Origin of the sequence: Palleronia abyssalis (assembly GCF_900302445.1) — a bacterium.
Taxonomy (GTDB): Bacteria; Pseudomonadota; Alphaproteobacteria; order Rhodobacterales; family Rhodobacteraceae; genus Palleronia; species Palleronia abyssalis.
This window is the reverse complement of record NZ_ONZF01000013.1, coordinates 18,541-45,534: the sequence shown is the minus strand read 5'-3', so window position 1 is coordinate 45,534 and position 26,994 is coordinate 18,541. Positions and strand designations below refer to the sequence as shown.

The 26,994-nt window shown below is 66.4% G+C and carries 25 protein-coding genes; 18 read left to right on the top strand and 7 right to left on the bottom strand.

Annotation, left to right across the window (positions count from 1 at the left end):
- The first annotated feature begins 192 nt into the window (after positions 1-192).
- The 4 genes from PAA8504_RS18965 to PAA8504_RS18950 are packed head-to-tail and all read left to right on the top strand — an operon-like array spanning position 193 to position 4,281.
- Positions 193-1,218: a TRAP transporter substrate-binding protein gene (locus PAA8504_RS18965; protein WP_108895718.1), complete on the top strand. Its 1,026-nt coding sequence runs from the start codon at positions 193-195 to the stop codon at positions 1,216-1,218.
- A gap of 20 nt (positions 1,219-1,238) precedes the next feature.
- Complete coding sequence (locus PAA8504_RS18960; RefSeq protein ID WP_108895717.1) at positions 1,239-1,736, top strand: TRAP transporter small permease; 498 nt, start codon at positions 1,239-1,241, stop codon at positions 1,734-1,736.
- Positions 1,737-3,095: a TRAP transporter large permease gene (locus tag PAA8504_RS18955; RefSeq protein ID WP_108895716.1), complete on the top strand. Its 1,359-nt coding sequence runs from the start codon at positions 1,737-1,739 to the stop codon at positions 3,093-3,095. It abuts the gene before it with no gap.
- Complete coding sequence (locus PAA8504_RS18950; RefSeq protein WP_108895715.1) at positions 3,088-4,281, top strand: MFS transporter; 1,194 nt, start codon at positions 3,088-3,090, stop codon at positions 4,279-4,281. Before PAA8504_RS18955 ends, PAA8504_RS18950 begins: the two co-directional genes overlap by 8 nt.
- A 25-nt stretch (positions 4,282-4,306) precedes the next feature.
- On the opposite strand, the gene PAA8504_RS18945 is transcribed toward PAA8504_RS18950, so the two are convergent.
- Positions 4,307-4,981 carry a DnaA N-terminal domain-containing protein gene (locus tag PAA8504_RS18945; protein ID WP_108895714.1) on the bottom strand — a complete coding sequence of 225 codons (675 nt, stop codon included), beginning with the start codon at positions 4,979-4,981 and terminating at the stop codon, positions 4,307-4,309.
- A gap of 488 nt (positions 4,982-5,469) precedes the next feature.
- On the opposite strand from PAA8504_RS18945, the gene PAA8504_RS18940 reads away from it, so the two are divergent.
- From PAA8504_RS18940 to PAA8504_RS18905, 7 genes are all read left to right on the top strand, one after another.
- Positions 5,470-6,765: an AAA family ATPase gene (locus PAA8504_RS18940; protein ID WP_108895713.1), complete on the top strand. Its 1,296-nt coding sequence runs from the start codon at positions 5,470-5,472 to the stop codon at positions 6,763-6,765.
- 13 nt (positions 6,766-6,778) lie between these two features.
- Positions 6,779-7,846, top strand: coding sequence for a ParB/RepB/Spo0J family partition protein (locus tag PAA8504_RS18935; protein WP_108895712.1), 1,068 nt, complete (start codon positions 6,779-6,781; stop codon positions 7,844-7,846).
- Positions 7,847-7,988: 142 nt separating this feature from the next.
- The gene (locus PAA8504_RS18930; protein WP_108895711.1) at positions 7,989-8,321 is read left to right on the top strand and encodes an alcohol dehydrogenase catalytic domain-containing protein; all 333 of its coding nucleotides are present in this window, start codon (positions 7,989-7,991) and stop codon (positions 8,319-8,321) included.
- Positions 8,322-8,486, top strand: a complete 165-nt coding sequence (locus PAA8504_RS22190) for a hypothetical protein (RefSeq protein WP_181375875.1) — start codon at positions 8,322-8,324, stop codon at positions 8,484-8,486.
- Complete coding sequence (locus tag PAA8504_RS18925) at positions 8,486-8,764, top strand: MDR/zinc-dependent alcohol dehydrogenase-like family protein (RefSeq protein WP_108895710.1); 279 nt, start codon at positions 8,486-8,488, stop codon at positions 8,762-8,764. Before PAA8504_RS22190 ends, PAA8504_RS18925 begins: the two co-directional genes overlap by 1 nt.
- 329 nt (positions 8,765-9,093) lie before the next feature.
- Positions 9,094-9,837 (top strand): xanthine dehydrogenase accessory protein XdhC, encoded by a 744-nt coding sequence (xdhC, locus tag PAA8504_RS18920; protein ID WP_181375881.1) that lies wholly within the window; start codon positions 9,094-9,096, stop codon positions 9,835-9,837.
- Positions 9,838-10,757: 920 nt separating this feature from the next.
- Positions 10,758-11,207, top strand: coding sequence for a hypothetical protein (locus PAA8504_RS18905; protein WP_108895707.1), 450 nt, complete (start codon positions 10,758-10,760; stop codon positions 11,205-11,207).
- On the opposite strand, the gene PAA8504_RS18900 is transcribed toward PAA8504_RS18905, so the two are convergent.
- Entirely contained in the window at positions 11,204-11,617 is a 414-nt protein-coding gene (locus tag PAA8504_RS18900) for a hypothetical protein (protein WP_108895706.1), read from the bottom strand. The two genes, PAA8504_RS18905 and PAA8504_RS18900, sit on opposite strands and share 4 nt — an antisense overlap.
- Positions 11,618-11,705: 88 nt before the next feature.
- On the opposite strand from PAA8504_RS18900, the gene PAA8504_RS18895 reads away from it, so the two are divergent.
- From PAA8504_RS18895 to PAA8504_RS18875, 5 genes are all read left to right on the top strand, one after another.
- The gene (locus PAA8504_RS18895) at positions 11,706-12,284 is read left to right on the top strand and encodes a hypothetical protein (protein ID WP_108895705.1); all 579 of its coding nucleotides are present in this window, start codon (positions 11,706-11,708) and stop codon (positions 12,282-12,284) included.
- Between the two features lie 231 nt (positions 12,285-12,515).
- The gene (locus PAA8504_RS18890) at positions 12,516-13,604 is read left to right on the top strand and encodes a hypothetical protein (protein ID WP_181375874.1); all 1,089 of its coding nucleotides are present in this window, start codon (positions 12,516-12,518) and stop codon (positions 13,602-13,604) included.
- A 118-nt stretch (positions 13,605-13,722) separates the two neighbouring features.
- Complete coding sequence (locus PAA8504_RS18885) at positions 13,723-15,774, top strand: hypothetical protein (RefSeq protein ID WP_108895703.1); 2,052 nt, start codon at positions 13,723-13,725, stop codon at positions 15,772-15,774.
- Positions 15,771-17,732 (top strand): type I secretion system permease/ATPase, encoded by a 1,962-nt coding sequence (locus PAA8504_RS18880; RefSeq protein ID WP_219928955.1) that lies wholly within the window; start codon positions 15,771-15,773, stop codon positions 17,730-17,732. The genes PAA8504_RS18885 and PAA8504_RS18880 overlap by 4 nt, the downstream gene beginning before the upstream one ends.
- On the top strand, positions 17,729-19,066 hold the full coding sequence (locus PAA8504_RS18875; RefSeq protein ID WP_108895702.1) for an HlyD family type I secretion periplasmic adaptor subunit: 1,338 nt from the start codon (positions 17,729-17,731) through the stop codon (positions 19,064-19,066). The genes PAA8504_RS18880 and PAA8504_RS18875 overlap by 4 nt, the downstream gene beginning before the upstream one ends.
- Before the next feature lie 97 nt (positions 19,067-19,163).
- Here the strand turns inward: PAA8504_RS18875 and PAA8504_RS18870 are convergent, their stop codons facing one another.
- Positions 19,164-19,826 carry a helix-turn-helix transcriptional regulator gene (locus tag PAA8504_RS18870; protein ID WP_245897695.1) on the bottom strand — a complete coding sequence of 221 codons (663 nt, stop codon included), beginning with the start codon at positions 19,824-19,826 and terminating at the stop codon, positions 19,164-19,166.
- 147 nt (positions 19,827-19,973) lie between these two features.
- Entirely contained in the window at positions 19,974-21,191 is a 1,218-nt protein-coding gene (locus PAA8504_RS18865; RefSeq protein WP_108895701.1) for a hypothetical protein, read from the bottom strand.
- Between the two features lie 385 nt (positions 21,192-21,576).
- On the opposite strand from PAA8504_RS18865, the gene PAA8504_RS18860 reads away from it, so the two are divergent.
- Entirely contained in the window at positions 21,577-22,854 is a 1,278-nt protein-coding gene (locus PAA8504_RS18860) for an HlyD family secretion protein (protein WP_108895700.1), read from the top strand.
- Positions 22,854-24,836, top strand: coding sequence for a glycosyltransferase family 2 protein (locus tag PAA8504_RS18855; RefSeq protein ID WP_108895699.1), 1,983 nt, complete (start codon positions 22,854-22,856; stop codon positions 24,834-24,836). Before PAA8504_RS18860 ends, PAA8504_RS18855 begins: the two co-directional genes overlap by 1 nt.
- Before the next feature lie 101 nt (positions 24,837-24,937).
- On the opposite strand, the gene PAA8504_RS18850 is transcribed toward PAA8504_RS18855, so the two are convergent.
- The 3 genes from PAA8504_RS18850 to PAA8504_RS18840 all read right to left on the bottom strand — a co-directional run bounded on the left by PAA8504_RS18850 (position 24,938) and on the right by PAA8504_RS18840 (position 26,900).
- Positions 24,938-25,183: a CcdB family protein gene (locus tag PAA8504_RS18850; RefSeq protein WP_108895698.1), complete on the bottom strand. Its 246-nt coding sequence runs from the start codon at positions 25,181-25,183 to the stop codon at positions 24,938-24,940.
- A 57-nt stretch (positions 25,184-25,240) separates the two neighbouring features.
- A complete protein-coding gene (locus tag PAA8504_RS18845) occupies positions 25,241-25,471 on the bottom strand; it encodes a type II toxin-antitoxin system CcdA family antitoxin (protein ID WP_108895697.1) in 231 nt (76 codons plus the stop codon).
- 340 nt (positions 25,472-25,811) lie between these two features.
- Positions 25,812-26,900 (bottom strand): cache domain-containing protein, encoded by a 1,089-nt coding sequence (locus PAA8504_RS18840; RefSeq protein ID WP_108895696.1) that lies wholly within the window; start codon positions 26,898-26,900, stop codon positions 25,812-25,814.
- Positions 26,901-26,994: the final 94 nt, after the last annotated feature.

The following is a 26,994-nucleotide window of genomic DNA, read 5'->3' as shown; positions in this document are numbered from 1 at the left end:
GTGCCGGCGTTCTTGGGGATCGTGGGAACGCTGGCTCGCCTGACCAGCTGTCCCGCCTCATCCCTCACCGGATCCTGCGCGCACGCTCGGATCGGGCGGCTGCCGCGGCACACTTTCGGCTTCCAATCGCCGCGCAAGACGTGAACCATGCCCGCGAAGGCGGGTGCCCGCCACGTCCCGGGAGGAGTTACCATGTTCGTCAGATCGCTTGCCGCCGCCGCGCTGGCCCTTTTTTCCACGGCCGCCCATGCGCAGGAATATAGTTTCACCCTGCACCATTTCCTTGGACCGCAGGCCCCGGCCCACAGCCAGATGCTGGAACCGTGGGCGCGCCAGGTCGAACGGAATTCGGACGGCCGGGTCGCGATCGAGATCTTTCCGTCCATGACCCTGGGCGGACGTCCCACCGAACTGATCCAGCAGGCGCGCGACGGCGTGGTCGACCTGATCTGGACGCTGAACGGCTATACCCCCGGACTTTTCCCCCGGACCGAGGTGTTCGAGCTGCCCACCGTGTTCGAGAACGACATCCCGGCCACGAACCTCGCCATGCGGGCGCTGTTCGACGCGTATCTGGCCGAGGAATACCAGGGGCTGGAGGTGATGTTCCTGCACGCCCATGCCGGGCAAGGCATCCAGATGGTCGACATGGCCGCGCGCAGCCCGTCCGATCTGGAGAGAACCTCGCTGCGCATCCCCACCCGCACCGGCGCCTGGGTGATCGAGGCCCTGGGCGCCCAGCCCGTTGCGATGCCGGTCCCCGAACTGCCGCAGGCGCTGTCGAAGGGCGTCGTGGACGGCGCCCTCATCCCGTGGGAGATCATCCCCGCCCTGCGCATCTTCCAGCAGACCGAGTACCAGATCGAAGGGCCGAACGCCGAACGCCTGGGCACGTCGGTCTTCCAGGTGTCGATGAACCAGAGCCGATGGGACGATCTGCCCGAGGATATCCAAGCCGCGTTCCGCGATGCCAGCAACGAGGAGTTCCTGCGCCAAATCGGCGATGTGTGGCGGCAAGCCGACGACACCGGCATCCGCATCGCGGTCGAGAACGGCAACCAGCACCTGATGCTGACGGCCGAGGAATGGGCCTCGTTCGAAGACGCCGTCGCCCCGGTCGTCGAGCGCTGGCAGGACGAGGTTTCCGGATCGGACATCGACGGCGAAGCGCTGGTCGAGGCCGCGCGTCAGGCCATCGCGGACAATGCCACGCGATGAGGCTTGGTGGATGAACACGCATGAGTGACGATGCCCCGCCCGGCCCGGCCGACGGGGTGCTCGGGCGGCTTGTCACGCTGTGGGCGCTTCTGGGCGGCGGGCTTCTGGCCGGGATCGTGGCCGTGAACCTGTGGGCGGTGATCGGCGGCGCGGTTGGCATCCCCTTCGCGGGTGATTTCGAACTGACCGAGATGGGCACCGCCGTCGCCGTCTTCACCTTCCTACCCTATTGCCAACTGACCCGGCAGAACGTCACGGCCGAGATCTTCACCGCCCGCGCAAGTCCCCGCCTTGTCGCGTGGCTGTCAGCCGTGGGCTCGGCCCTGGCGGTGGTCTTCGGGGCGGTGCTGCTGTGGCGCATGTCGGCCGGGCTGATGGACCAGCGGTCCTATGGCTATGCCACGACGATCCTGCAGATCCCCGTCTGGTGGGCCTTCGTGCCGATCCTGATCTCGCTGGGGATGCTGTGCCTAGCCGCCATCGCCACCTTGCGCAACGACATCGACGGGGGGCGCTGAATGGCGCCCGTCACCATCGGTCTGCTGGGGCTTCTGGCACTGATCCTGCTGATCGCCGCGCGCCTGCCCATCGGGTACGCGATGATCGTCGTCGGCGCGGGTGGGATCGCATGGCTGAACGGGCCGGGGATCCTGTTGAACCAGTTGAAAACACTGGCTTACGGGCAGTTCTCGATCTACGATCTGTCGGTCGTGCCGATGTTCATCCTGATGGGCGCGCTGGCGACCCGGACGGGGCTGTCGCGCGACCTGTTCCGCGCCGCAAACGCCTGGTTCGGTTGGATGCGGGGGGGCACGGCCATGGCCTCTATCGCGGCCTGTGCGGGGTTCGGGGCGGTCTGCGGGTCGTCCCTGGCGACCGCGTCCACCATGGGCAAGGTCGCCCTGCCAGAGCTGCGCCGCTTTGGCTACTCCCCTGCCCTCGCGACGGGATCCATCGCGGCGGGGGGTGTGCTGGGCATCCTGATCCCGCCCTCGGTCGCGCTGGTGATCTATGCCATCATCGTCGAGGCCAACATCGTCGCGATGTTCGCCGCCGCGCTGATTCCGGGCTTGATCTCTGTGGGCATGTTCCTTGTCACCATCGCGATCTATGTCCGGGTCTTTCCCGGTTCCGGACCGGTCGGAGGGGCCGAGGATCGCGCCGCCTTCTGGGCCGCCACCCGCGGCGTCATACCGACGCTGATCGTCTTCGGCATCGTCATCGGCGGTATCTATGCGGGCCTCTACAATCCCACCCCGGCGGCGGCCATCGGAGTCTTCGCCGTCCTCGTCTTCGGCTTGCTGCGCCGCACGCTGGGACTTCGGGACCTGCGCGACAGCGTGCTGGAAACGGCGGCGACCACGGGCATGATCTATCTGATCCTTCTGGGCGCCGAGCTTCTGAAGATCTTCATGTCGCGCGCCCGCGTGCCCCAGGCGGCGGCCGAATGGGCCGTGAATTCCGGCCTGACCCCCATGGCGGTCCTGCTGATCCTGCTTCTGGCGCTTGTGCTTCTGGGCTGCCTGATGGATTCGCTGTCCATGATCCTTCTTGTCCTGCCCTTCTTCTGGCCCGTCCTGTCCGAGATCAATGGCGGCCTATATCAAGGGGCCGAGGGGTCGGGCTTCGGCATGTCCACCGAGGATCTGAAGATCTGGTTCGGCATCCTCGCGCTGGTCGTCGTCGAACTAGGCCTCATCACGCCGCCCGTGGGGATGAATGTCTTCGTCATCTCATCGCTGGCCCGCGACGTGCCCATGGCGACCACGTTCCGCGGCGTCGCCCCCTTTTTCGGGGCCGAGATCGTGCGCGTCGCGATCCTTTTGTCCCTGCCCGCCCTGTCGCTCTGGCTGCCCCGGGTGATCGCCGGTGGCTGAGGGGCGGTGGGGTGCGCTGACGATCCTCTGCGCGGGCGTGGTGGGGGTGCTGGCGACGTGGTTCTCGGCCACCGCGATCCTGCCTGAACTCACGCGCCTCTGGGCCCTGTCGCCCTCGCAGGGCGCGTGGCTGACCAACGGGGTGCAGATCGGCTTCGTCGCGGGGGCGCTGGGGGCGTCACTGGTGAACCTGCCCGACATCGTGCGGATGCAGCGGCTGATGGCGGTGTCTTCCGGCGTGGCGGCGCTGGCGAACCTAGGTCTGCTGGTCGCGGGTCCCGAGGCTGCAATCGCCTTGCGCATCCTTACGGGCATCGCGCTGGCGGGGGTCTACCCCCCTGCGCTGAAGCTGATGGCGACTTGGTTCGTCCGGGGGCGCGGGCTGGCGCTGGGGCTTCTGATCGGGGCGCTGACGCTGGGATCGTCCCTGCCCCACCTGATCCGCGCCGTGACCGAGGGCGTAGACTGGCGCGCCGTCGTCTGGGCCAGCAGTGGCACGGCCGCCGTCGGCGCGATCCTGTTCGCGGTTGCGCTGAAGGAAGGCCCCCACGCCTTCGCCCGCGCCGTGTTCGACCCTCGCAAGGCCGCGCAGGTGTTCACACGAAAGCCCCTGATGCTGGCGAACCTTGGCTATTTCGGCCATATGTGGGAGCTTTACGCCATGTGGGCCTGGATCCTGGCTTTCGCCTCCGCGGCCAGGGAAGTTCCTTTCGGTACGCCCTCGACCCTCAGTTTCATCGTCGTAGCCTCGGGCGCTGTGGGATGCGTTCTGGGGGGTGTGCTGTCTGACCGGATCGGGCGGTGCTGGACCACGGCTGGGTTCATGGCCGTTTCGGGCAGTTGCGCGCTGCTGATCGGTCTGGCCTTCGACGGTCCGGCTTGGATGTTCGGGCTGATCGCGCTGGTCTGGGGGATGTCGGTGATCGGCGACAGCGCGCAGTTCTCGGCCGCGGTCACGGAACTGGCGGACCCGGCCTTCGTCGGCACTGCGCTGGCCCTGCAACTGGGGATCGGCTTCGCGCTGACGGTCGTGGCGATCTGGATCGTGCCGGTCATCGCGGCCCTGTTTGGCGGATGGCAATGGGCGTTCCTGATCCTTGTCCCCGGCCCGGTGATCGGCACATGGGCCATGTTGCGCCTGCGCCGCATGCCCGAGGCCGTGGCACTGGCCGGCGGCGCACGCTGATCTTCCCCGCGGGGAAGCCCCCCCCCTACCCTGCCTCGACCCGGACCTCGCGCAGGGAAGGATCGACCTGGCGGACCGCGGCCATGATCGTGCCGGCAAGATGCGTCTGGACATAGCTGGCGTGGAACCGGCTGGGGGCCATCAGGCTTAGCACCCCCTCGCGGCAGGCGATCTCGGTCAGCGCGGCCAGCCAGGCGCCGTATTGAGCCTGTGCCGTTTCGTGCAGCCGTCCCTGTGCCGCGGCCCAGGTGCTGCCGTCCGACACAGGGGCCGCCACGGCCCGCAGGGGAACCACATTCGTGTCGGTCGCCGGTGTCGGGGACATGCGGTCGATGAAATCAGGCCCGATCCGGTCCCAGGCGGGGCGCGTGTCGGCAAGGATCGCATCGATCCCCAGCCCATAGACGCTGACCCGCCCGCGGGCTCCCTGCCGCTTCAGGACCAGCCAGGCGGAGGCGCGCAGGGCCGACATCTCGCGTTTCACGGTGCGGGGATCGACGGACCAAAGCTTCGCGATCTCGGTCTGGCCCAGCGTCAGCTCGTCGCGCTGCCAGTTGTACCGGGTGGTGATCAGGGCCATCAGGCGCAGGCTGCGGCGTTGGCGCGTCTTGTCCTGCGACAGAGCGAAGGCCGCCAGCGCGGATAACAGGTCGTATTTGCGGGACGCCGCCTCGCGTCCCACGGGTCGTGCGAATTGCATCGCCCATGCTCCTTCACCGCCCCACGGGCGTCTGCCGCCTCGGTCTTGGGCCTTATCTGGCCTCTTCTTTGGTTAAGACACCGTTACCCCGGCGTTCTTTGCCAATCTTCCGCCATTAGCGTCCTGTGAGGCGATTCTGTCAAGAGCGGTCGGGGATCGTCTTCCAAAACCCTACCCCGATATCTCCGTCAGGAGGGTTCTATGGTATAGGGGGACATTCTGGCTGTCCCCTAATCAGGGGCCAGATGTCCCCCAATCTGCGGTGGGTCGTCCCGGCCTGTCCCCCAATCGGTGGGTCGGTTGCGCAACGCGGCACGAGCTTTCGCCCGAATCGGTCCGAACGGTGGAGCCCTGCGTAGCAAGGCCGGATCCTTCCCCGCGGGGAAGATACCACACCCGGATCACATCGGCATACCGGCACTTTACGAAAAACCCGAATTCAGCGTATTTCGGTTTCGAGCAGGAATTAACGTCCACCGGAGGCGCAGATGTACACCCACGAGGATTTGGCGAAGCTGCAGGCGCAGTCGCTGAAGATGCAAAGCTTCATCAGACAGCAGACCTTCTCGCCCGAGAACGCCAAGACCTTGCGCCGCTTTTCCAGTTGGGAGGTGGCCGAGCTGATCTTCGGGATCAACCAGTCGACCTTCCGCGGACGGCTGACGGCGGACCCGTCCCTGCCCTCGGGCGAGGTCGAACAGGACGGTCGTCAGCGCTGGTTCAGCCTGGAGGAGATCACCGAGCTGCGCCGCCGGATGCGCGTGAACCGCAAGAGCCTGATGCCCCCGCGCCCCGCCGGCAAGCGCGCCGTCCGCGCAGCGGTCGCCAACTTCAAGGGCGGTGCGGGCAAGTCTACCGTTGCGCTGCACCTGGCGCATGCCGCCGCGCTGGATGGGTATCGGGTGCTGGCCGTCGATTTCGACCCGCAGGCGACGCTGTCCCATTCCATGGGCCTGTCGGACGTGGCCGAGGATTTCACAGTCTGGGGCATCATGGCCCGCGACCTGATCCGCGAGACCGACCGCATGAACAGCGCCGGGCGCGGGGCGGCCAGCGGCACTGCCCTGCCCCAGCGCCGCATCCCCCAAGCGATCCGCGAGATGGGCCTGGACGAATTGCGGCACGGCGACTTCATCAAACCCACCGCGTGGTCCACCATCGACGTGGTCCCGTCCTGCGCCAACGCCGCCTTCGTCGAGTTCGCCAGCGCCCAGTATCGCCATCTGAATCCCGAATGGTCGTTCTTCGCCGCGGTATCGCGATACCTCGACGGCTTGGCCGATGACGACTACGACCTGATTATCTTCGACTGCCCGCCGGCCATCGGGTATCAGTCGATGAACGCGGTATTTGCCGCCGACATGCTGTATATCCCTTCGGGCCCCGGCTACTGGGAGTACGATTCGACCACCTCGTTCATCGGGCAGTTGGCCGAGGCGCTAGAGGATCTGGCCCACGGGTTCGATGGATCCTTCCCCGCGGGGAAGATGGACCTGCCCAAGGCCTTCCACGATGTTCGCTTCCTGATGACCCGGTATGAGCCCGGGAACGAGCTGCACCGCGCGATGTTCGAAGCCTTTCGCAAGGTATTCGGGGATCATGTCCTGGAAAACCCGGTCGAGATGACGCGCGCGGTTGAGCAGTCGGGGCGGTTCCTGTCGTCGGTGTACGAGATCGATTATCGCGAGATGACACGAGAGACGTGGCGCCGTGCGCGGGCCAGTTTCGACCGGGCGTATATGGAATTCCGCGACTGCGTTCTGCGCGTCTGGGACGAGATCTGAGGAGGGCCGAGAGATGGTCAAGAAACGCCGCACCTTCGACATCGAAATCCCCGAGGATGACGGGCCGTCCCCTGCGCCCGAGCCAGAGCGCCGACGCGGCCCTATGGCCTCGGCCATTCGCGAGACGGCCGAGTCCGCCCGCGCGCGTCAGGATCTCGAAACCCAAATCCGCGCCGAGAACGATGCATTGGCCTTCGAGCTGGTCGAACTGCGCGACAAGGGGCTGGTGGTCGAGCTGGTTCCGCTTGACGCGATCCACGTCCAGAAGCTGACCCGCGACCGGGCGATAGGGGTCGATCCCGAACTGGACGAGTTGAAGGAGTCGATCCGCGCGGTGGGATTGTCCAATCCGATCCGGCTGGAGGCCGCGGGCGAGGGGGCGTTCGAGCTGGTCCAGGGCTTTCGCCGCCTGTCCGCGTATCGCGCGCTGCTGGCCGAGACCGGGGATGCCGAAACCTATGGCCGGATCCCCGCCGCCGTGATGCACCCGGGCGAGACGATGGACGGTCTTTATCGGCGGATGGTGGACGAGAACCTCGTGCGCAAGGATATCTCTTTCGCCGAGATGGCGCAGCTGGCGATCGCCTATGCCGGCGATCCGCAGGTGGCCGAGACGGACCCGGACCGCGCAGTGGCGGACCTTTTCAAGTCGGCGGGGTATCAAAAGCGCAGCTATATCCGCGGATTTATCAAGTTGATGGTGGCGCTAGGGAACGATGTCTCTCACCCGACTGGGATTCCACGTGCCTTAGGGACGACGTTGGTTAAGAAGATCGAGGCTGCGCCTGGATTGGCCGCGACGATCCGGGGGGAACTGGCCCGCGTCACGACGGCCGAGGAAGAACTTGCGATCTTGCGTCGCCATGCCGGTGAAGCGGTGGATCGGCCCGAAAAGCTGCGCGCCCCACGGCCGGGCAGCAAGGCCAAGACCAGTTTTCAGTTCGACCGGGGGGAAGGTGTGCGGGCGAAATGCACCGCCTCGGCCGGGCGGTTGGAGGTGCGGCTGGACCGCGATTTCTCGTCCATTGATCCGCGCAAGCTGGAACGGGCGGTGCGCGAGATGCTGGACAAGCTGGACTGACCTTCCCCGCGGGGAAGATCTTGCGACCGATGAAAACCTTCCCCGCGGGGAAGGTTTTTTCGTTTGCAACGCGGCGGCACGGCTTGGAACAAGGGCAGCAAGCCGGGGTTCCCGCACCCAATGCACATGAAAGGACGCCCCGATGAGCCTTCCCGAAACGATGCAAGCCCTCATCCTGACCCAGGACGGATTTTCGGCCACTGCCAGCGGGCCCATGATCGACCGCACTGAAGACTGGCTGGAGCTGAAGGAAGTCGAGGTGCCGAAGCCCGGAGACGGCCAGGCCTTGATCGTGGTGCGTCGGGCCAGCGTGAACCCCAGCGACATCCATTTCATCAAGGGCGAATACGGCCAGAAGCGAGAGAAGGGCCGCCCCGCCGGGATAGAAGGCTGCGGCGATGTCGTCGAAGGGCCGGACGATCTGAAAGGCAAACGCGTCGCCTTCATGACCGGGCCGGACGGCTCGGGTGCCTAGGTGCAGTACGCCGTCGCCGATGCCTGCATTTCGATGTGCGACGATCTGAACGACACCGACGGCGCCGCGAAGATCATCAATCCGCTGAACGCGGTGGCGATGGTGGGGATTGCTGAAGCCGAGCGGGATGCGTTCATAGTCATAGCTCGCTACCGGGCGAGCTGATGTGCGGACTGGCGAAAGGCAAGGGCCTGGAACTAATCGGAACCGTGCGCGGCGATGGCTCGAACGACGAACTGCCGGCGCTTTGTGCCACCCATGTTCTGAACACCGAGGATGGTGAGTTCGTGCTGCGAGCCCGCGAGATAATCCGGGACTTGAAGCCGAAGGTCGTGCTGGATGCCGTGACGGACCAGACTGCGGAGCGGACGTTTCTGTCGATGCCGTTCGGCAGTCGATGGATCGCGTATGGCAAGCTGGGGGATCAGGTGGTTCCGCGATGACGCACCCGTTATGCAAGCCATGACCGTGGTGGAGGTTCAGGCCCGGTTCGCCGACAGCCGGTGCAGCACGGACGTATCGGCTGAATCGGGGCTAGGTGGGCTGACGGACCGTCTACCCTACGAGTTGCGGATCTGAAACGGATAGCTAGCGGTATGGCAGTGACGCTGACCTAGGTTAGATGCGCCAGCACAACAATTCTCAGCTGGTGAATCGCCGCGATTTATGGCAAATTTGCGCTTCAGTTGCAGTTGATCGTGCTATAGTCGCCCCCTTGCCCTCTCAGATATACCCTGCTTCGTTGTTCGATTTCCTGCACTGCGGCCATTCGGTGGCCGTAGTACGACTGATCCGTGTCCGGGGCTCGTCCCCACGAGGGGAGGGCACGGCGATGTACGTGTCTTCCCAGATGCAATTCGGCACGATTGGAGGAGGGCGATTGGAGCATATGGCCGTCGCGGTAGCGCGTGAGATCCTGTGTTCCGGTAAGAAGGCTGCTCTGTTAGATGTTCCCTTAGGGCGCGAAATCGGTCAATGCTGCGGAGGTCGGGTCGAAGTCGAAATCTTCTTGATGGATGAGGCTACACGCGCCACCGCGCTTCACGCCGATGCCCAATCGCGGTTGGAGCGGCCAGCAGTCCTAATTTTTGGGGCGGGACATGTGGGTCGGGCGCTAGCCGAGGCTCTGGCTCCGCTACCGTTCGCCACCTCTTTAATCGATTCGCGTGTTGATGAGCTAGCGCAGGCTACCGTTCGCGTTGTGCATCACCTGACTCCTTTGCCCGAGGCGATCCTACGCGACGCTGCACCCGGAGCGGCACATGTGGTTATGACCCACGATCACGCGCTTGATTTTTTGCTGACCGCCGAAGCACTGAAGCGTCGCGATGCACGCTATATTGGGTTGATCGGATCGGCGACAAAGCGTGTCCGTTTTGAGCGTTTCGCAGCGGAGCACGACATTGTGACGGAGGGCCTTACCTGCCCCATCGGCGCAGGCGGCAGTGGTGACAAGCGCCCAGAACTCATCGCGGCGTTTGCGGCGGCTGAGATTGCCGCAACGCTAACCGGGTAGGATCCACGTCCTCGGCATTTGAGCGAAAAGGTTTTGCTGCTACTCCCTCCCGCGGGGGGGGGCAGGATCCATTGATCTGCTTGAGGCTATGGGGCCTACGTGGTTCACCGCTCTTGAACCAAAGGGGGCGTAACGCCGACCTGCCACTAAACATTCATCCAGCCGCGACCCGATCCCGGTTGGTGTTGATCCGACTCCCAACGTTGGAACTCCCGAGTGCTGGGTTTTCCGGCTTCGATTAGGGTGACAGGCTGGTGATGCCCTCCGATTTCGTCAGCGTGATCGGTAACTTATTGCCGAGGAGGCGCTCTACAAAGCCCTCAGCGACAAGGGCGACCCACGCCTATCCACCCTGCTCGGCGTATCGAAGGCGCTCGGCTTCCAGCTCTCGGTCAAGTCCAGCAATCCCGATCAGGCTGTCTAATGACGTGATGGGACTGACATGACGATGCTGCAGGTGCCCGTGCGTCCGGGCGAAATCCTGAAAGGAGAGTACCTCGTGCCCCTAGCAGGGTGCTGAAGAAGTCGGCGGGGCGGAACGATTTCCTCGGGAGCGGACCGGTTGCCTCGAGCTTCCGACCCATCGGACCGAGCGGTATGCCCGGCTGATGCCGCTTTTCGACTTCCGCGGCCAGCAATCGTGGCAGCCTGACGAGGTTGTTGGCCGCCATTGTCAGAACGAAGCGAGAGCGTACCCGCTCGACGCCGCGATAGACGGTCTGCCCCGACCCATCATGGGGTGCGCTTGAGATGGTCGGCCTTTCTGATTTGATTAGCTCGATTGGGTTGATTGTTTGGTTGGTGTTGGATCGTCCAGAGTGGTGTGGGGGTGTTGGGCTTTTTGGCGATTTTGGTTGGTTTTGGGCCTGGTGCTTTCGGATGGTTTTGGTTTTGCGCGGGAGCGTGGAGAGGAGAGGGTGATGCAAGTTCAGGCAATTCAGGAGCCTGCGGCGGAGACGGTGCCGCGTTACCGGCGTCCTTCGGGTCCGCAGGGTGTTGCGCCTGAGGGTCCGGGCGATCCGTCGCCGTCGCGGATTCTTGTGGAGGCGTTCGAGGATTTGCGGCGTCGGATGGCGGTGCTGGAGGGTCGGATCGTGGAGGGGTCGCGTGCCGGCGAGGTTGGGCGTCTTGCCGAGGCGGTTGAGCGCGTTGAGGCGCGTCTGGAGACGGGGCCTTCGGGGCGCCGGTCCGGGACGGGTCGGGCGCTGGCGACCGTATGCGTGGTGATCGCGTTCGGCATCGGTGTTGTTGCAGGCCAGGCGCCGCGGCTTCAGGAGGGCGTGGGGATCACGTTGTCGGCGGGTCCGTTGTGGCAGGCGGCGTCGGAGCGGTTCGGGGTTCTTCGCGGGGGTGCGACGGACGGGTCCTAGGGGGCGGCGCGCAGGATTTGTGTCACGCCCGTGTCCCAGGCGTCGCGGGCGGCGTCTTCGTCGCCGGCGAGGAGGAGTGCTGCAAACCGGATGCCCCGGGCATGGCCATCGCGGATGTCGGGATCGCCGCTTGTGGAGGCGAGATGTAGGCGGGTTGCGAAGAGGTCGGGCGCGCCGCCGGTGAGGTCGGCCCAGAGATGGAGCTGGAGGGCGGCGAGATCGTCGGTGTCGCGGGCTTCGGGGGCGGTGATGCGGGTAATGGCGCCGGCCATGAAGCCTGCGATGGCGGGGGTGAGCCATTGGGGCTCGGTTGCGGGACAGCTCCAGGCGGTGCGTTCGAGATAGGGGGCGAGCATGCGGCGGGCGCGTCTGCGCGCCCTTGCGCGTGCGATTGCCTTTTTCAGCCACATGTTTGGTCCTTTCGGGCGCGCTGCGTTTTGCGCGGGGCCTGTGGGAGTGTATCATCGGTCTGACATCCGTACCCATGGGAGTTTGGCCATGCCGAGCCGGGATCTGCCGCCGCCGCCCGATTTCACCGCGATGCAGGCGGGGGGCGAGGCCGGCGCGGGGGAGCGCGAGCGCCTGATGACGCTGATCGGGGCGCTGAGCGTTGCGTGGTCGAACAACGAGAGCGTGCTGATCTACCTTATGATGGTGCTTTTGCGGACCGACGACGTGTCCGCGGCGCTGGTTTACGGGACGTTGAACACGGTGCGGGCGCGGTCGGACCTGGTGTCGCGGCTGGCGCGGGTGCGTGTGTCGGACCCGGCCTTGCGCGAGGAGATCGAGGCGGTTCTGGCCGCGCTCGAGAAATGCGGCCGGATACGCAACGAGTTGCAGCATGCCTCTTTCGAGTTCGATGCCGCGGGGCGTCCGGTCTCGACGCGTTCGATGCGGGTGGAGCAGAACCGCAAGCGGCTGAGCTTCGGCCGGGTCCGCCCGGTCGACGCCGCGCGCCTGGCCAGGATCGCGGCCGTGATCGACGATCTGGGTCGGCTCAACCAGCGGATATGGGCACTCCTGCCGCGGCTCGAGCGGCACATGACCTCCGCGGAGGTGGCCCGGCCCCGGCCATGACGCCCCCCCGACCGACAGGATTACTCCCGATGGGGGAGGGGGCTTCGCTCCAATTGGCGAATCGGCAGATCGGCCGGGTCGGTGCAGCCTTCTGGTACCGCGGGGGGCGATCCCATGAGGGGGTCGATGACCCGGCCGCGGTTACGGGGGAGCCGGGGAGAGAGGTCGGTCGCGGGTGAGACAGTCGCCGCGAGGCCGGGATCGCCGTCTTCCGCATAGGGAGCCAGAACGATGTCCAGTGATTTTACCTATATCGACGACGACTCGGAGACCACCGAGAACAAGGCCGCGGCCGGTGCGATCGCCGGTGCTGCGGCCGGCGCGATCGCCAAGGGCGGTGACGGCGGCGAGGGCGGCAACGCCACGGTGAACCTGCGCCTGCCGGAGGATTATGGCAGCGACGATGACACGATCGACGCCGACCAGACCAACAACGGCGACAACCAGGCCAACGCGGTCCGCTCGACGGTCAACCAGTCGGACGATGACGGCGACAACCGCAACAACGACAACAGCAGTGACGACGACACCGATGTCGACGTGCGGGTGAGCGATGCGCTGAACGACAACGGCGACAATCGCGACAACGACATCGATACCAGCCTCGACAACGTGCTGAACGGCAATGGCGACAATCGTGACAACGACCACAGCACCGATACCGATATCACGGTCGACGACACGCTGAACGGCAATGGTCACAACCGCGACAATGACTACAGCACCAATCTCGACAATGTCGCGAACAAGGATCTCGATCTCGATCTCGCGGTCCGGGATGCGTTCAACACCGACGATTCGGATACCGACCTGCTCGACTGGAACGACGTGGGCGGGTTCGAGATCGACAGCCTGATCGCCGATGCGTTGAACGGTGCGGGCAACGACATGGCGTTCTCGCTCGACCAGACCAACCAGCTGACCGACAACGACCGCGTGTCCGATCCGGATGTCATCTACAACGGCGGCACTCCCGGCGGAACGGGTGGCATGGGCGGTGAGGGCGATGCTTATCCGCATGCCTATCCGGCCGATGCCGGAGACGGCGGGCCGGGCGGCGCGGGCGGCTTCTACCAGACCGCGAACGCGAATGGTGGCACTGCGTCCATGCACGACTTCAACGCCGGCGGGGCCGCGGGCGGCGCGGGCGACGATGCGATGGACATGAGCTCCATGACCTCGGCCGATGCGGCGCTGACGCAGGAGGCGTTCACGCAGAACCTGACGCTGGGTGCCAACATCCAGTACAACCTGGCCGAGATGTCGGTGGTTGGCGGCAATTCCGCCGAGACCGGCTCGGGCGAAGACGACGTCGCCTGACGGTGACGGGGGAGGGGGCCGGTCTTTCGGGGACCGGCCCTCTTTTTTCCGGACGGATCGCCCGATGCCCCGGCGGTCCGTTTTTTCCACCTCGTGAGGGCCCCCGGGGAACAGCACGATGCAGATGGACGATGTCGGCGACCAGATCGAGCGCTTTGCGGGCTATTTGAGGATTCTCGACGAGGAGGGGCGGGTCACGCCGGTCCTCGAGGGCGAGGCCACGGTGCAGGTGATCGACCTGGCCGGCCTTCCGTCGCAGGCCCTGCCGTACGTCTTCGCCGACGCGGTGCCACAGGTCCTTGTGCCCGGCCGGGAGAGCCTGCCGGCACCTGGTACGGGCGATCTACCCCGGATTGTCGGCGAGCAGAGCGCGTTCTGGGCCCCGATGCGGCTCTGGGCCGATCTATGGGAGCGCGATCCCGGGGTGCCGCTGCGCGAGGGGGCGCCCCTTTTTCCGGTGTGGTCGCAGGACGTGGCCATCACCATCGAGTATTTCCACGTGGGATCGCAGCTGATCGTCATCCGCCAGGCCAATATCCTGGAGGATGGCGATACCGTGCTCGCCAATCCCGACGCGGGGCGTCCGGACTGGGGCGATCCGGAGAGCGGCGCGCGGATCGCGGCGCTTTTGGAAGAGGCCGACCTGCCCGAGACGCCGGCGGGGCTCGAGGCCCTGCAGGCGAGCGTCGGCGATCCGGCGGCGTTTCCCGGCGCCCTTCGGGAGGTGCTCGATGCCCAGCTCGAGGACGGGGATGGCTGGGTGCAGGCGTTCGCGGTGGAGGGCGAGGGGGTCTGGGTCGACGGGGTGCTGATGGCGGAGGCGCCTTTGCGGCCCGATTTCACCTCCCGCGACGCGGCAGACGATGCGGATGCCGCCCCGGGCGCGACGCCCGGGATGCCCGCGGCCACGCCGGGGGACCCGATCGGGGGCGGGGACGCGGCCGTCCCCGCCGCGGGGGACGCCGGAGCGAATCCCGCGGGGGATCTCGAGGTGGACGGGCGCAACGGCCTCGAGCGTCCCGGCCTGGAGGCCGAGCTCGGCGGCAACATCGCGATGTCCACGGCCGTGATCCGCGATCTCAACGACGTGGGCGGCACGCTGGTGGTCATGGGCGACGTCCAGGACCTGTCGGTGATCTGGCAGACGAACCTTCTGTCCGATCTCGACACGGCGCATCTCGCGGGAGAGGTGGACGCGTTCGCCGCGGGTGCCAACACGCTGCACAACATCGCCCGCTTCGAGACGGCCCCGTCGATGCTCGCGGCGGAGGTGCAAAGCGCGATCCCCTGGTCGCCGTATTGGAGCGTCGACGTGGTCGAGGGCAACCTCGTCGATTTCAACATGCTGGTCCAGAAGACCGTGATCCATGATGGCGACGTGTCGGTGCAGCATGTCGAGACCGGCTTCCAGAGGCTGGTGCTGGGCAACAACGACAGTACCGCGATCGCCGATCTGATGGTCCTGCGCGACTATTACGACGCGATCCTCGTGGGCGGCGACATGATCCGCGCCAACATGATCTTCCAGCTCAATGCCCTGGTCGACGACGACGCGCTGCGCGTGATCGGCGCGGAGGGGTCGGAGGAGCCGGCCATGGCGGGGGGCGGCGAGAACACCGTCTGGAACGAGGCGCTGATCCAGCGCCTGGGAACCGACACGTTCACGCCCGTGACCGACGGGGCGAGGGCGTTCCACGACGCCCTCGCACGGGGCGATGAGACCGCGGATGCCTGGCCGGACCTGCCGGTTCCGGGCGGGGGGGGCGTGCCGCTGCGGATCCTCTTCGTCGAGGGCGACTACTGGGACGTCAACGCGATCAGCCAGGTCAACGAGATCCACGACGCCGATGCGGCCCTGCAGATGGGTCCGGGGCAGCTCTCGCTGATGACCGGGGCCAACACCGCGGCGAATATCGCGCAGATCATCGATTTCCGCGGCCAGGGCGACGTCGCGATGATCGGGGGCACGCATTACGACGACGAGATGATGATCCAGACCAATCTCTTGGCCGAGGATGCGACCGTACGGATCATCGATCCGCACACGCTGGCAAGCGAGGTCATCGCCTTTCTCGATCCCGACCTGCTTGTGGATACCGACGGGGACGGCGTGTTCGACGCCATAATGCTGAACATGGGAGACGACATGATGAGCGGAGTGATGGCGTGAGCGGGGAGGCCGAGGGCCCGCGCCCGCCCTTCGAGCCGGGGCTGCTGCGCCGACCGGAAGTCGCGCGGATGATCGACAACATGCGCGCTGCGGATCTTCTGGGCATATTGCCCGGGCGCAATCCGTCCCGGGCCGGCCCGGTGGTGACGGATCCTGCGCCCGGGGGCACACCCGCCGCGCGCGCCACCTCCGCGTCCGCCCCCGGCGAGCCCGCGCTCCAACGGCGCCAGGCGGACGAGGATTTCCGTGCCGCGCTGGGGCGGTCGATGGCGGCGTTCCGGACCAATATCGTGACGGTGGTGATCTTCTCCTTCGTGGCCAACGCGCTTTTGCTGGCGGTGCCGATCTATCTCTTCCAGGTTTCCGACCGGGTGCTGTCGAGCCGCAGCCTCGATACGCTGGCGATGCTGACGATGATCATCGTCGGGCTTTTGTTCGTGCATTCGCTCATCGACGTGGCCCGGCGGATCGTGCTGATGCGGACCGCGGCGCAGGTCGAGAGCCGTCTCGGGGCGCCGGTCCTGTCGGCTGCGGCGCGCGCTTCCCAGAACGGCTCCTCGATGGAGTTCCAGCGCCTGGGGGATCTGCAGCAGATCCGCGGCTTCATCACCGGCTCGACGCTGATGACGCTGTGCGATCTGCCGGTCGCGCCGCTCTATCTGGGCGTGCTGTTCCTGATCCACCCGCATTTTGGCTACATCGTCACCGTCACGGCGCTGGTGCTGGCGCTGATCGCGTGGCTGACCAAGCGCTTCACGGCCGTTCCGTTCGCAAAGGCCAACATGCATGCGGCGCGGGCGAACCTGCAGGCCGATGCGCTGGCGCGCAACGCCCAGGTCATCAACGCGATGGGGATGACGCCCGAGGGGGTTGTGCTGTGGGGCCGCGAGACCGCCGCCTCGCTCAAGGCGCAGATCCTGGCGCAGGACCGCAACGTGCTGGCGGCGGGGGTGTCGAAGTTCGTGCGGCTGATGACACAGATCACGGTCCTGGGCTGGGGGGCCTACCTGGCGCTCCAGGGCGGGCTCAGCGCGGGCATGATCATCGCCGCCTCGATCATCGGCGCCCGGGCCTTGGGGCCCATCGAGGGAGCGATCGAGGGCTGGAAGAACGTCGTGTCGGCGCGCTCGGCCTATGACCGCATCCGTCTGCTCTTGCAGAACTCGCCGCTCAACGTCGCCCGCCTTGAGCTGCCGCGACCGACCGGGCTTCTGACGGTGGAGCGGGTTCTCTACGTGCCGCCACCGCAGAAGAAGGTGATCCTGAACGGCATCTCCTTCGAGCTCGAGCCCGGGGAATCTTTGGCGATCGTCGGTTCTTCGGGGGCGGGCAAGAGCACGCTGGCGCGGATGCTGGTGGGCTCTGTCATGCCCACGGCCGGCGCGGTCCGGCTCGACCGGATGGACCTGCGCAACTGGAACATGCGCCAGTTCGGAGCCTCGATCGGCTACCTGCCGCAGGACGTGCAGCTTTTTCCCGGCACGGTGAAGGCCAATATCGCGCGGATGCGCGGGGACGCGACGGACGAGGCGATCTTCGACGCGGCCGAGATCGCCGATGTCCACGGTCTGATCTCGCAGCTGCCCAGCGGGTACGAGACCTTCGTGTCGATGGACGGCGCGCCGCTCTCGGGCGGGCAGAAGCAGCGGATCGGTCTGGCCCGGGCGTTTTTCGGGGACCCGCGGCTGGTCGTGCTCGACGAGCCGAACTCCAATCTCGACACGGCCGGCGAGCAGGCGCTGGCCGCCTCGCTGGCGCGCGCCAAGGCGCGCGAGATCACGGTGGTCGCGGTCACGCAGCGCCCGGCGCTTTTGAAGAATGTCGACAAGATCCTGGTCCTCGAAGGAGGCAGCGTGAAGATGATGGGCCCGCAGTCGGAGGTTCTGCCGATCCTGAGAGGCGGTGCGCTGCCCCCGGCCGCCATGGCGCCGCAACTGCAGGGAGGAGGGGACCAATGACCGCAATGCCCGATCTGGAGGCCATCTACGCCAATGTCCCGCGCCGGTCGCGGGGGGCGACGTTGTTTGGCTATGCCGTCATGGTGGTCGGCGTGCTCACCTTCGGCTGGTGGGCCGCCGCGGCGCCGATCGCGGGCGCGGTGGTCGCCACCGGGGTGTTCGTGACGACGGGCCAGAACAAGGCCGTGCAGCATTTCGAGGGGGGGATCGTGGAGACGATCCACGTGCGCGAAGGCGATGTCGTCGCGGCGGGGGAGGCCCTGTTCACCTTGAGCGCCACGGCTGCCGAGGCCAATCTTGCCCGGCTCGAACTCGCCAGGTTGCGTCTCGGGGCCATGGAGGCGCGTCTTCTGGCCGAGATCGAGGGGCGGGACACGCTCGACTATCCAGAGCAGATCCTCGCGGCGTCGAACGAGGCCGAGATCCGTGCCGCCCTGGCCGAACAGCGCGAGGTTTTCTACGCGCGCCGTGACGCGGTGGCCTCCGATCTGACGTCGCTTGCGCATGACCGGACCTCCCTGGAGCGCCGCCTCGACGGCATGCTCGAGGAAATCGAGGGGCTCGAACTCCAGGGCGGCTTCTTCGCCGAGGAGGTCGCGGCCAAGCGCCAGCTCTTCGAGCGTGGCCTGACCCCCCGCCCGTCGGTCCTGGCGCTCGAACGCGCCCAGGCGGCCAACACCGCCCGCATTGCCCGCGCAAAGGCCGAGGCGGCCGAGACGACTGAGCGCATCGCTGGCATCGACTCCGCGGTCGAGGGCGTCAGGACCGACGTGGTGCGCATCGGGGTCGAAAGCCTGCAGGAGGTCCGCGGCCGGATCGATGACATTGCCGAACAGATGCGCCAGGCGCGCGACGTTCTCGACCGGCTGACCATCGTCTCCCCGGTGGGCGGGATCGTGGTGACGCTTCATCACCACACGCCCGGCGGGGTGATCGACCCGGGCCAGGTCATTGCCGAGATCGTGCCGCTCGAGGAGGATCTCGTGATCGAGACGGTGGTGCAGCCAAAGGATATCGACGTCGTGAGGCGCGGGCAGGAGGCGAGCATCCGGCTGACGGCTCTGAACCAGCGCACGACCCCGGTGCTGTCGGGACGGGTGGCCTATGTCTCGGCCGACGCGCTGCCGGGCAACCGCGTCCGGCAGGGGCAGTCGGGCGATGTCTATCTCGTGCGGGTGTCGCTCGATGCAGAAGAGAAGCTGCGCGTCCGCGATTTCACGCCCCGTCCCGGCATGCCCGCCGAGGTCCAGATCCGCACCTCCGACCGGACGTTCCTCGAGTATCTGCTGCGGCCGCTGCAGGACAGCATGTCCCGCGCGTTCCGCGAGGATTGAGGCGGCAAAGGCCGGGTCGGCCGGGACATGGCCTCCCGGCAGGACCGGTCCCGGGGAAGGTCGCGGGCCCCTGCGGGAGGCCCGCGACCCGGACCGATCAGTCGGTCAGAGGTCCTCTCAGCGCGCTTGGGCGGGCCGGGTCCTCCACCGTGAGGCACAAGGCGGCCATGGTGCGGTTTGTCACGCCGAGCTTGCGCATGACATTCCTGACATGGATCTTGACGGTATTCTCGCTGAGCCGCAGTTCGTCGGCGATGAGCTTGTTGGGCAGACCGCGCTGGAGGGCCTTGAGCACCTCGCGCTCGCGATCCGACAAGAGGGCGGCGCCCCCGGCATGCGCGGCGTGCAGGTTCGGGTCGGTCTCGGGGCCTGCGTCTGGCGGAGCGGCGTCCAGCATGCCGTTGCAGCCGCGGAGCGCGGCCCCCCGGACGATTTCGGCGAAGACGTTGCGCGGCATGTCGAGCATGATCCGCGGCACCTGCGGATCGGATGTCTCGGTCTCCTGGCCGCTGCGCACGGAAAGCAGCACGGCGTTCGGGAACGCCTTTTGTAGAACCGGTAGGTCGCGGTCTTCCGAGACGAGACAGCACGCTACCGGCAGGAATCCGAGCTCGGCAGCCTGCCGGCCATTTCTGACGGAGAGCACCTGCATGCCGGTCAGGGTGCCGGTCAGGAAATCGCACAGGCATTCGCAGAAGATGCTTCGGTGATCGACGATGAGAATAGTGGGCTTCATGATAAAAATCTCCCATTTCCCCAACACGCAAAAACAAGACTCGTAATTAGTCATTATGGGCTGGGTATGCTTACAAAGCGTGCGCCCCTCCCCCAAGGTGCGTAGCCAGAGCCTACCAAGCCTTCCGGTTTCCACAAAGACAAATTACGCTACGTCAACCTTTGGTTGTCTTCATGGCTGGCGAAACGCCGCAGAAGGCTTGTCCCGGGCGCCGGAAAAGGCGTCGGATGTCTCTGCCGAGGGCCGCAGGAGCGTGATCAAGGGGGCTCTTTCGAGATCGAAGGCGGTGAAGACGCCCAGCGGGCCAACTCCGAGGAACAGGAGCGACAGCCCGACGATTCCCGCCTGCCGGGCCCGGCACCGCGTGATGACGGCTTTCGTGGTTCCCGGATCATGCAGCATGACCCAGAGGAAAAGGATTGTCATGTTGATGTGGACGAAGCTGTGCCATCGGAAGTGGTCGTATCCCAGGGGATAGAGCGCGAGCGGTGCGAGACAGGCCAGCCCGGCCATCCAGGCATATCCTGGTCTGCTGCGGGCGATGATCACGGCGATTGCCCCAAGCAGCACGAAGACCCCGGACATGATGACGACATATTCGAGATGCTCGCGCAGGGGCGCGAGACGGCCGACCTGCAGGGCGGAATAGACAACGTTTTGCGAGATATCGCCGAACAGGACCAGGAGGATGAGGGCGATCGAATAGTCGTCGGCTCCGAAGCGATCCGAAATCGTCACAGCCACCTCCTCCCGCGTCAGGATGTCGGCCCCCCCGAAAGTCCAGACCAGGGCGAATACCCCTGCGATCACGATCCCGAAGGGCAGGGTGCGCAGCGAGATCACCGGCGCGTCGTACCGGATCGCCCAGAGGACCAGGCCGATCGGAATCGTGACGAGAAAGGCGATCTCGTGGACTGCCATGGCCGCACATCCCACGAGTGCCAGGAGCAGGAGCGAAGCGGTCGCGTGCAACGCGCGGGACAAGAGAGCCCAGCTTCCCAGGAGCAGGACCAGGAGCGCGTCGAACCGGCCGAAATCGGCGGCGAGGTGCGGCATCGCGGCGGGGGACGCCCAGAGAGCGACCAGGATCGCCGCCATGGTGGGGTCGGCTCTTTGGCGAAGAATGGCATGGGCGGCGAGCGCGTAGAGGCCGCACAGGAGCAGGAGGACCGCCAGGGTGAACAGACCAGGCGCAGCGTGCCACGGGCTTGCCCCGGATCGGCGGATCGCTTCGCCCACCAGGCCGCGCTTGAGGAACTCTGTCTCGTAGCTGAGAGCGAAATGGAGCGTCTTGTAAGGGGACAGGGTCAGGCCGTTCGAGAACAAGACGATCGATGCCGCCGTTACCGCGAGTATGCCAAGGACCGCCGCGACCGGGGGTGTCGGCACGTTCCCTCCGGCCGGGTCTCTTCGATCTGTCTTCATGGGAAACTTGCTACCTTCCAGCGGCGATCCCGGAGAAGAGCCGATAGGCGCTCTGTGTGGGGATGCGGCGCACAAGCCGCATGACGGGGGCGCGCAGGCGGGCGGGGGCCTCATGCGCGCTCCGCCCCGGACTGGGTAAGCGGACTGGTAAAGCGCACTGAGCAAGGCAGGCTCCAGGGCGGGGCGCGATCACCGGGGGCCGGCGCTTCGATGTTTCGGTCGGAACGCTCCCGCGCCCGGCCGGATGGTGAGGTTTGACTTTACCGCAGGCCCTGTCGCAAGACACTCTCGCTGGGGTTGTAGAAGGAACGCGCCCGGCCGGGACGGACAGGCTCGGGAAAGGAGCGGGATGCGGATAGCGAGATTGGTGCTCGGAGCGGTGATCGTGATCGTCGCGTTGTGGGTGATCGTGGCCGAGCAGATGGCCGGTGCGAGTGCCAACGCGGTGGTCAATGCCCGGCTGTCGACGCTGCGTACCCCCATCGCCGGGGAGATCGATCTGCCCGACCGGGCGCTTGGCGCCACGGTGACCGAGGGGGAAGCCCTGGGGCGGATGGTCGATCCCCGGCCCGATGCGGTGCGTCTGAATGATCTTGAAATGGAGCGGGCGTTCGCAGCCGCCGAGCTGGAAAGGCTGGAAAGCCTCGCGGCCGGGACGCATGACGTCATTCTCTCCCTTGAGGAGCGCAGTGCGCGGTTCACTGCGCGCCAGATTGCCGGGCTGGAGCTGCGTCTTGCGCATGCGCGCGATCGGCTGCGCCTTCTCGAAGCCGAAGCCGAAGCCGAAGCCGAAGCCGAAGCCGAAGCCGAAGCCGAAGCCGAAGCCGGGGCGGAGTCTGTTTCCGCAGCAGCGCGCCGACCGCCCGGACGCCCCGGGGGCGGGGATACGCCAGCGGACACAGAGGGGCGCACGAGGCCGGCCGGGGCGGGACCAGACGATCCTGTCTTGGCGGTGGGCGATCCGGTCACGCTGGCGCAGAGCCGGGCGCGCGAGGAGGTCGATATCCTTGAAAACGCCCTTGCCGCCGCCAGGGAGGGGGTGTTCGTGGGGGACGGGTACAACGACGCGCCGAATGCCGAGCAGCGCCGGGTGGAACTCGAGACCGTGCTGGACGGTCTCGAGACCGATCTTGCCGCGGCGCGGACCCGTCTGGAGGCGCTCGACGCCCGCCTGACGGCCGCGCGGGTGACAGTGAACCGCATGTCGGCGGCGGATATTCCCGCGACGGTCGACGGCCAGGTCTGGGAGGTGCTTGCCGCCGATGGCGAGCGGCTCCAGCGTGGTGAGCCGGTCCTGCGGCTGGTGGATTGCGACGGGCTTTTCGTGACGCTGTCGGTGACCGAAAGCGTCTACAACGATCTGCGGATCGGGGAGGCCGCGGAGTTCCGGCTGTCGGGCAGCGGCGCCGTCTATCGGGGCACCGTGACCCGGCTTGCCGGCTCCGGAGCCTCCGGCATTTACGGCAATCTGGCCGTGGCCCCGAGTGCCGAGCATCTGGAGCGCTACGACGTGGCGCTTTCGGTGCCCGGTCTTGTGGACGATCCCGATCTGCAATGCCCGGTCGGCCGGACGGGGCGGGTGTTTTTCGAGACGCGGCCCCTGGACTGGCTTCGGGACCGCGTCTGATGCCGCTCCCCGTGTGGCTGAGCGAGACGCAGTCGAGCGCTTTGCAGATGCTTCTGGTGCTGGGGCTTGCCCTGGTCCTGCCGGGGGTGGTGAACCGCTTCGACACCCGGCACCGCGCGATCCTGATGGGGATCGGTATTCTCCTGGCCTTGCGCTATGCCTGGTGGCGGGCGACGGACACGCTTGCCCCGCTCGGGCTGACCGTCGATTGCCTGGCGAGCTGGTCGCTGTTTGCGCTTGAGATCGGCACGCTGGCCAGTTCGATCAGCGCGAGTGTCCTGATGTCGCGCTTTCGCGCGCGCAGCGGCGAGGCCAGCCGGAATGCCGGGTGGTGGGAGCCCGGTCCCGCGCCCCGGGTCGCGGTGCTGATCGCGACCTACAACGAGGATCGGGAGGTGCTCGAGCGGTCCATCATCGGGGCGCTGGCGCTCGACTGGCCGTCCCTCGAGGTCTGCGTGCTCGACGACGGCCGCCGCGACTGGCTGCGCGAGCTGTGCCGGGCGCATGGGGCCCGGCACATGACCCGGCCCGACAACAAGGGGGCGAAGGCGGGCAACATCAACCATGCCCTGGCGCAGTTCGCGGCGGAGGGCGCGCCGGAGTTCTTTGCGGTGCTCGATGCGGATTTCGTGCCCCATCGCGACTTTTTGCGCCGCACGCTGGCTCTGTTCCACGACCCTGCGACCGGTCTTGTCCAGACCCCGCAGCATTTCTTCAACGCCGATCCGATCCAGCACAATCTCGGTCTCACCCGGTCTTATCCCGACGAGCAGCGTTTCTTCTTCGACCACATGCAGCCCGCGCGCGATGCCTGGGGCCTGACGATCTGCTGCGGGACGTCGTCGGTGGCGCGCTGGTCCGCCGTGGCCGAGCTGGGGGGGCTTCCCACCGACAGCATCACCGAGGATTTCCTGCTGAGCCTGGCGTTGCAGGAACGGGGCTGGGAGACGCATTATCTCAACGAGCCGCTGACCGAGGGGCTCGCGCCGGAAGGATTGAAGGAATACATCACGCAACGCGCGCGCTGGTGCCTGGGCCTGATGCAGATCGCGCGCGGCCGGCTCGGACCTTTCGCGGCGAACGGGCTGCGGCTGCGGGATCGTTGGAGCGTGATCGATTCGGTCTTCTACTGGCTGACGACCTTTCCGTTCCGGATCGCGGCCTTCGTCTACCCGTTGCTTTACTGGTTCTTCAATATCACGGTCGTGGATGCCGAGGTTCCGGAGGTGCTGAGCTATTTCGGGGTCTATTTCCTGTGGACCGTGGTGTCCTTCAACCTGCTCTCGCCGGGCATGCTCGTGCCCCTCCTGAAGGACGTGAGCCAGCATCTGGGCGCCCCCCAGATCAGCCGCGCGGCGATCACCGGCCTTCTCAAGCCCCACGGCCATCCGTTCAGCGTCACCGCCAAGGGCGGTGACCGCAGCCGGCTGCAGATCCAGTGGCGGCTGATGGCGCCCTATATCGTGCTTCTGGTGCTGACGCTGACGGGGCTGTGTCTTGGCATCGTCTCGGATCGCTTCGCCTATTACGATGCCGGAGATGGCAAGGCGGTGATCCTGTTCTGGACGGTCTACAACCTGTTCGTGCTGGCCCTCGTCCTCATCGCCTGCGTGGAGCTGCCGCGGCGCGAACGCCATGTCGCCGATGCGCCCGCGCGCGCGATCTTCGCAGTCGAGGGGGAGATGCCGCGCCGCGTCTGGGTGGCCTCACTCTCCCAGGACACGGCCCGCATCCGGGGCTGGGCCTGGGAGACGGGCACGCGCGGCACCTTGCGCCTTCCAGGGGTGGGCGACATCGAGGCCAGCGTGATGGCACAGACGTCCGGAGGGGTCCGGCTGCGCCTGGTGGCCGACGCGGTCGCGGGCCCCGCGCTGTTGCGTCGGCTCTATGCCGAGGGCGATGCGCCGGGCATCGTCGAGACGAAGCTTTCGGCGATCGTGCGGGACCTGGCGCGTCGCCTGACGTTCGGGCGCTCCGTCTGAGGGTACGGGATCAGGCCCGGTGAGCTTTCCAGGGGCGTTGCTGACGTAACCGCCTCCGACGGCGTCGGCTTTGAGGTGAAATATCGTGCTGACCAGCGTCGTCAGATCCCCGACAGGAGGGCATCAATGGCTCTCACGATCGCATCGCGCATCATCGCCAGCGATCCGACCCTGTCTCCCATCTCGCCCAGAGCAAGCGTCGCTGCGAGTTGCGGCATTACGAGATATGTCTTCTCGCCCAGCATCATTGTCGGGTTCGGCGAGTGTATGACCCGCTCCACCGAACTCGCTGGAACAAGTGGCGCGACAACCCTCGTCTGAAGCTGATCGAGAAGATCGTTCGGCAGGACAACGAGCTAGCCGCCGCCAGGCATGCGATAGAGATCGAACTGCGCCGCCATAAATCAGAATTTGCAAAATTCCGTCAGAGGAACTCCGTTTGCGTCGACGAAAGCATTATAGTCGGCAATAGCTCCTGCATTCTCCTGCCTCCAGGCGTCCGAACGCTTGGTGCGGATGGCTGCGATTACCCCGCCTTCGGCTGTCTGAGAGATGTTGATCCCGAGCCGGCGCGCTTCTTCGAGCACCGCGCCATCAAGGGTCATGCTGGTGGATTTCCGTGTGGGGGTCCCCATGGTCTTGCTCCGATGGATCGCCGGGCACACTGGACAATATACCGTATTCGAACGCTACTGCCGAACGCGACGGAGGTCTTCTTTTCCGTATTTTGTCGCGCGGAATGGCTCCCGACGCACCCCAGCCGTTTCGTTTCATGGCTGCGACCGGAATTGGAGCTCACGGGGCTTTTGGGAGTCAGGTCACGTCTGCTCGTCGAATTTCTGCTCCGAAGATTTCTTCGCGCGTCTCTGCCTGGCGTTGCCGTTCGCCTGGGAGAATTCTGTTCGAACTTGCACCTCTCATTTGCAGAGGGCTGGCGCCGCATCGCCTGACGTTCGGGCGCTCCGCCCGGCGGGGTCAGTTCCGCTGGGCCTCGAGGCGCGCGAGGGAGGCCGAGAGGCGTTGCAGCTCCGCCGTTGCGCGGATCTCGGCGGGATATTCCTCGTGGCCTTCAGCGATGCGTTCGGCGTTCTGTGCCAGCCGGCCGACGGGGGTCAGGTAGAGCCGGATGAAAAGCGCGGCGGCGAGCAGGAACGCCGCGGCAGTGACCGCAAAGACGATGCCGGCCGTGCGCAGGAGGTCATGTCCCGGCGTGATCGGAAAATCCCCGGGATCGATCCGGCCGATCAGGCGCCATCCGAAGGGGGGCAGGGCGCCATGGGTCACATCGGGGATCACGGTCGTGAAATACCGCCTGTCATCGGGCCAGATCTCGTAGCCCGCCCCGGCCACGCCCGCCGCCGCGGTGCCAAGGCTCGGCAGATCGATCCGGGCCGGTATGGCCGGATCCGTGCCGATCATCACCTCACCGTTGGCATTGATCAGCACTAGGTCCATCTCCAGGGCCGTGGCCATGTCTGCGAGGTACTCCTCGGCCCAGGCGGCGTTGATGTGAAAGCCCAGCACGCCCGTCATGCGCCCGCCGGGACCTTCGACCGGGATGGACATGTCGAGAAAGCGGGGTGGGGCGACGTCTTCGGCGGCCATCAGGTCCGCAAGCAGTACCGCTTCGTGCATGTCGCCGGCGAAATCCCCCTGGAGCCCTTGCTGGAACCATGGCCGCGCGCCGACATCGGCCCCTTCCAGCAGGCCTTCCGAGGCGGCCACGACCTCCCCATCGGGGCGGGCCAGCCCGGCCCAGGAGATACGCTGATCGGGGCCGGCGGCGGCATCGAGAACTGGGCGGAGCGCGGTCGTGTCCAGCGCGGTGATTTCGGTCGCGATGGCCGCGAGATGCTGCCAGTCCTGCTCGAGGGCGCGGGCGAAGGCCTTGGCCGCGCCGGCCGCGCGCACCGAGACGGCCTGTTCCATGGCTGCTTCCTGGAAGGTGCCGACCCGGTCGCGGACCAGCACATAGGCGGCGCCGGAAAAGAGGAGGATGCCGATCAGGACGAGACCCGTTAGCGCCCCGGGCAGAGTGATGGGGGTTTGCGTGCGGCTGGACATTCGGACTCCATTGCTCTCCGGTTGTGCTCGCTTATGTCATTTCTCGTCTCGTATTCACAGCGCCCGGCGCCGGATCGACGCCGGGGGCCCTCTG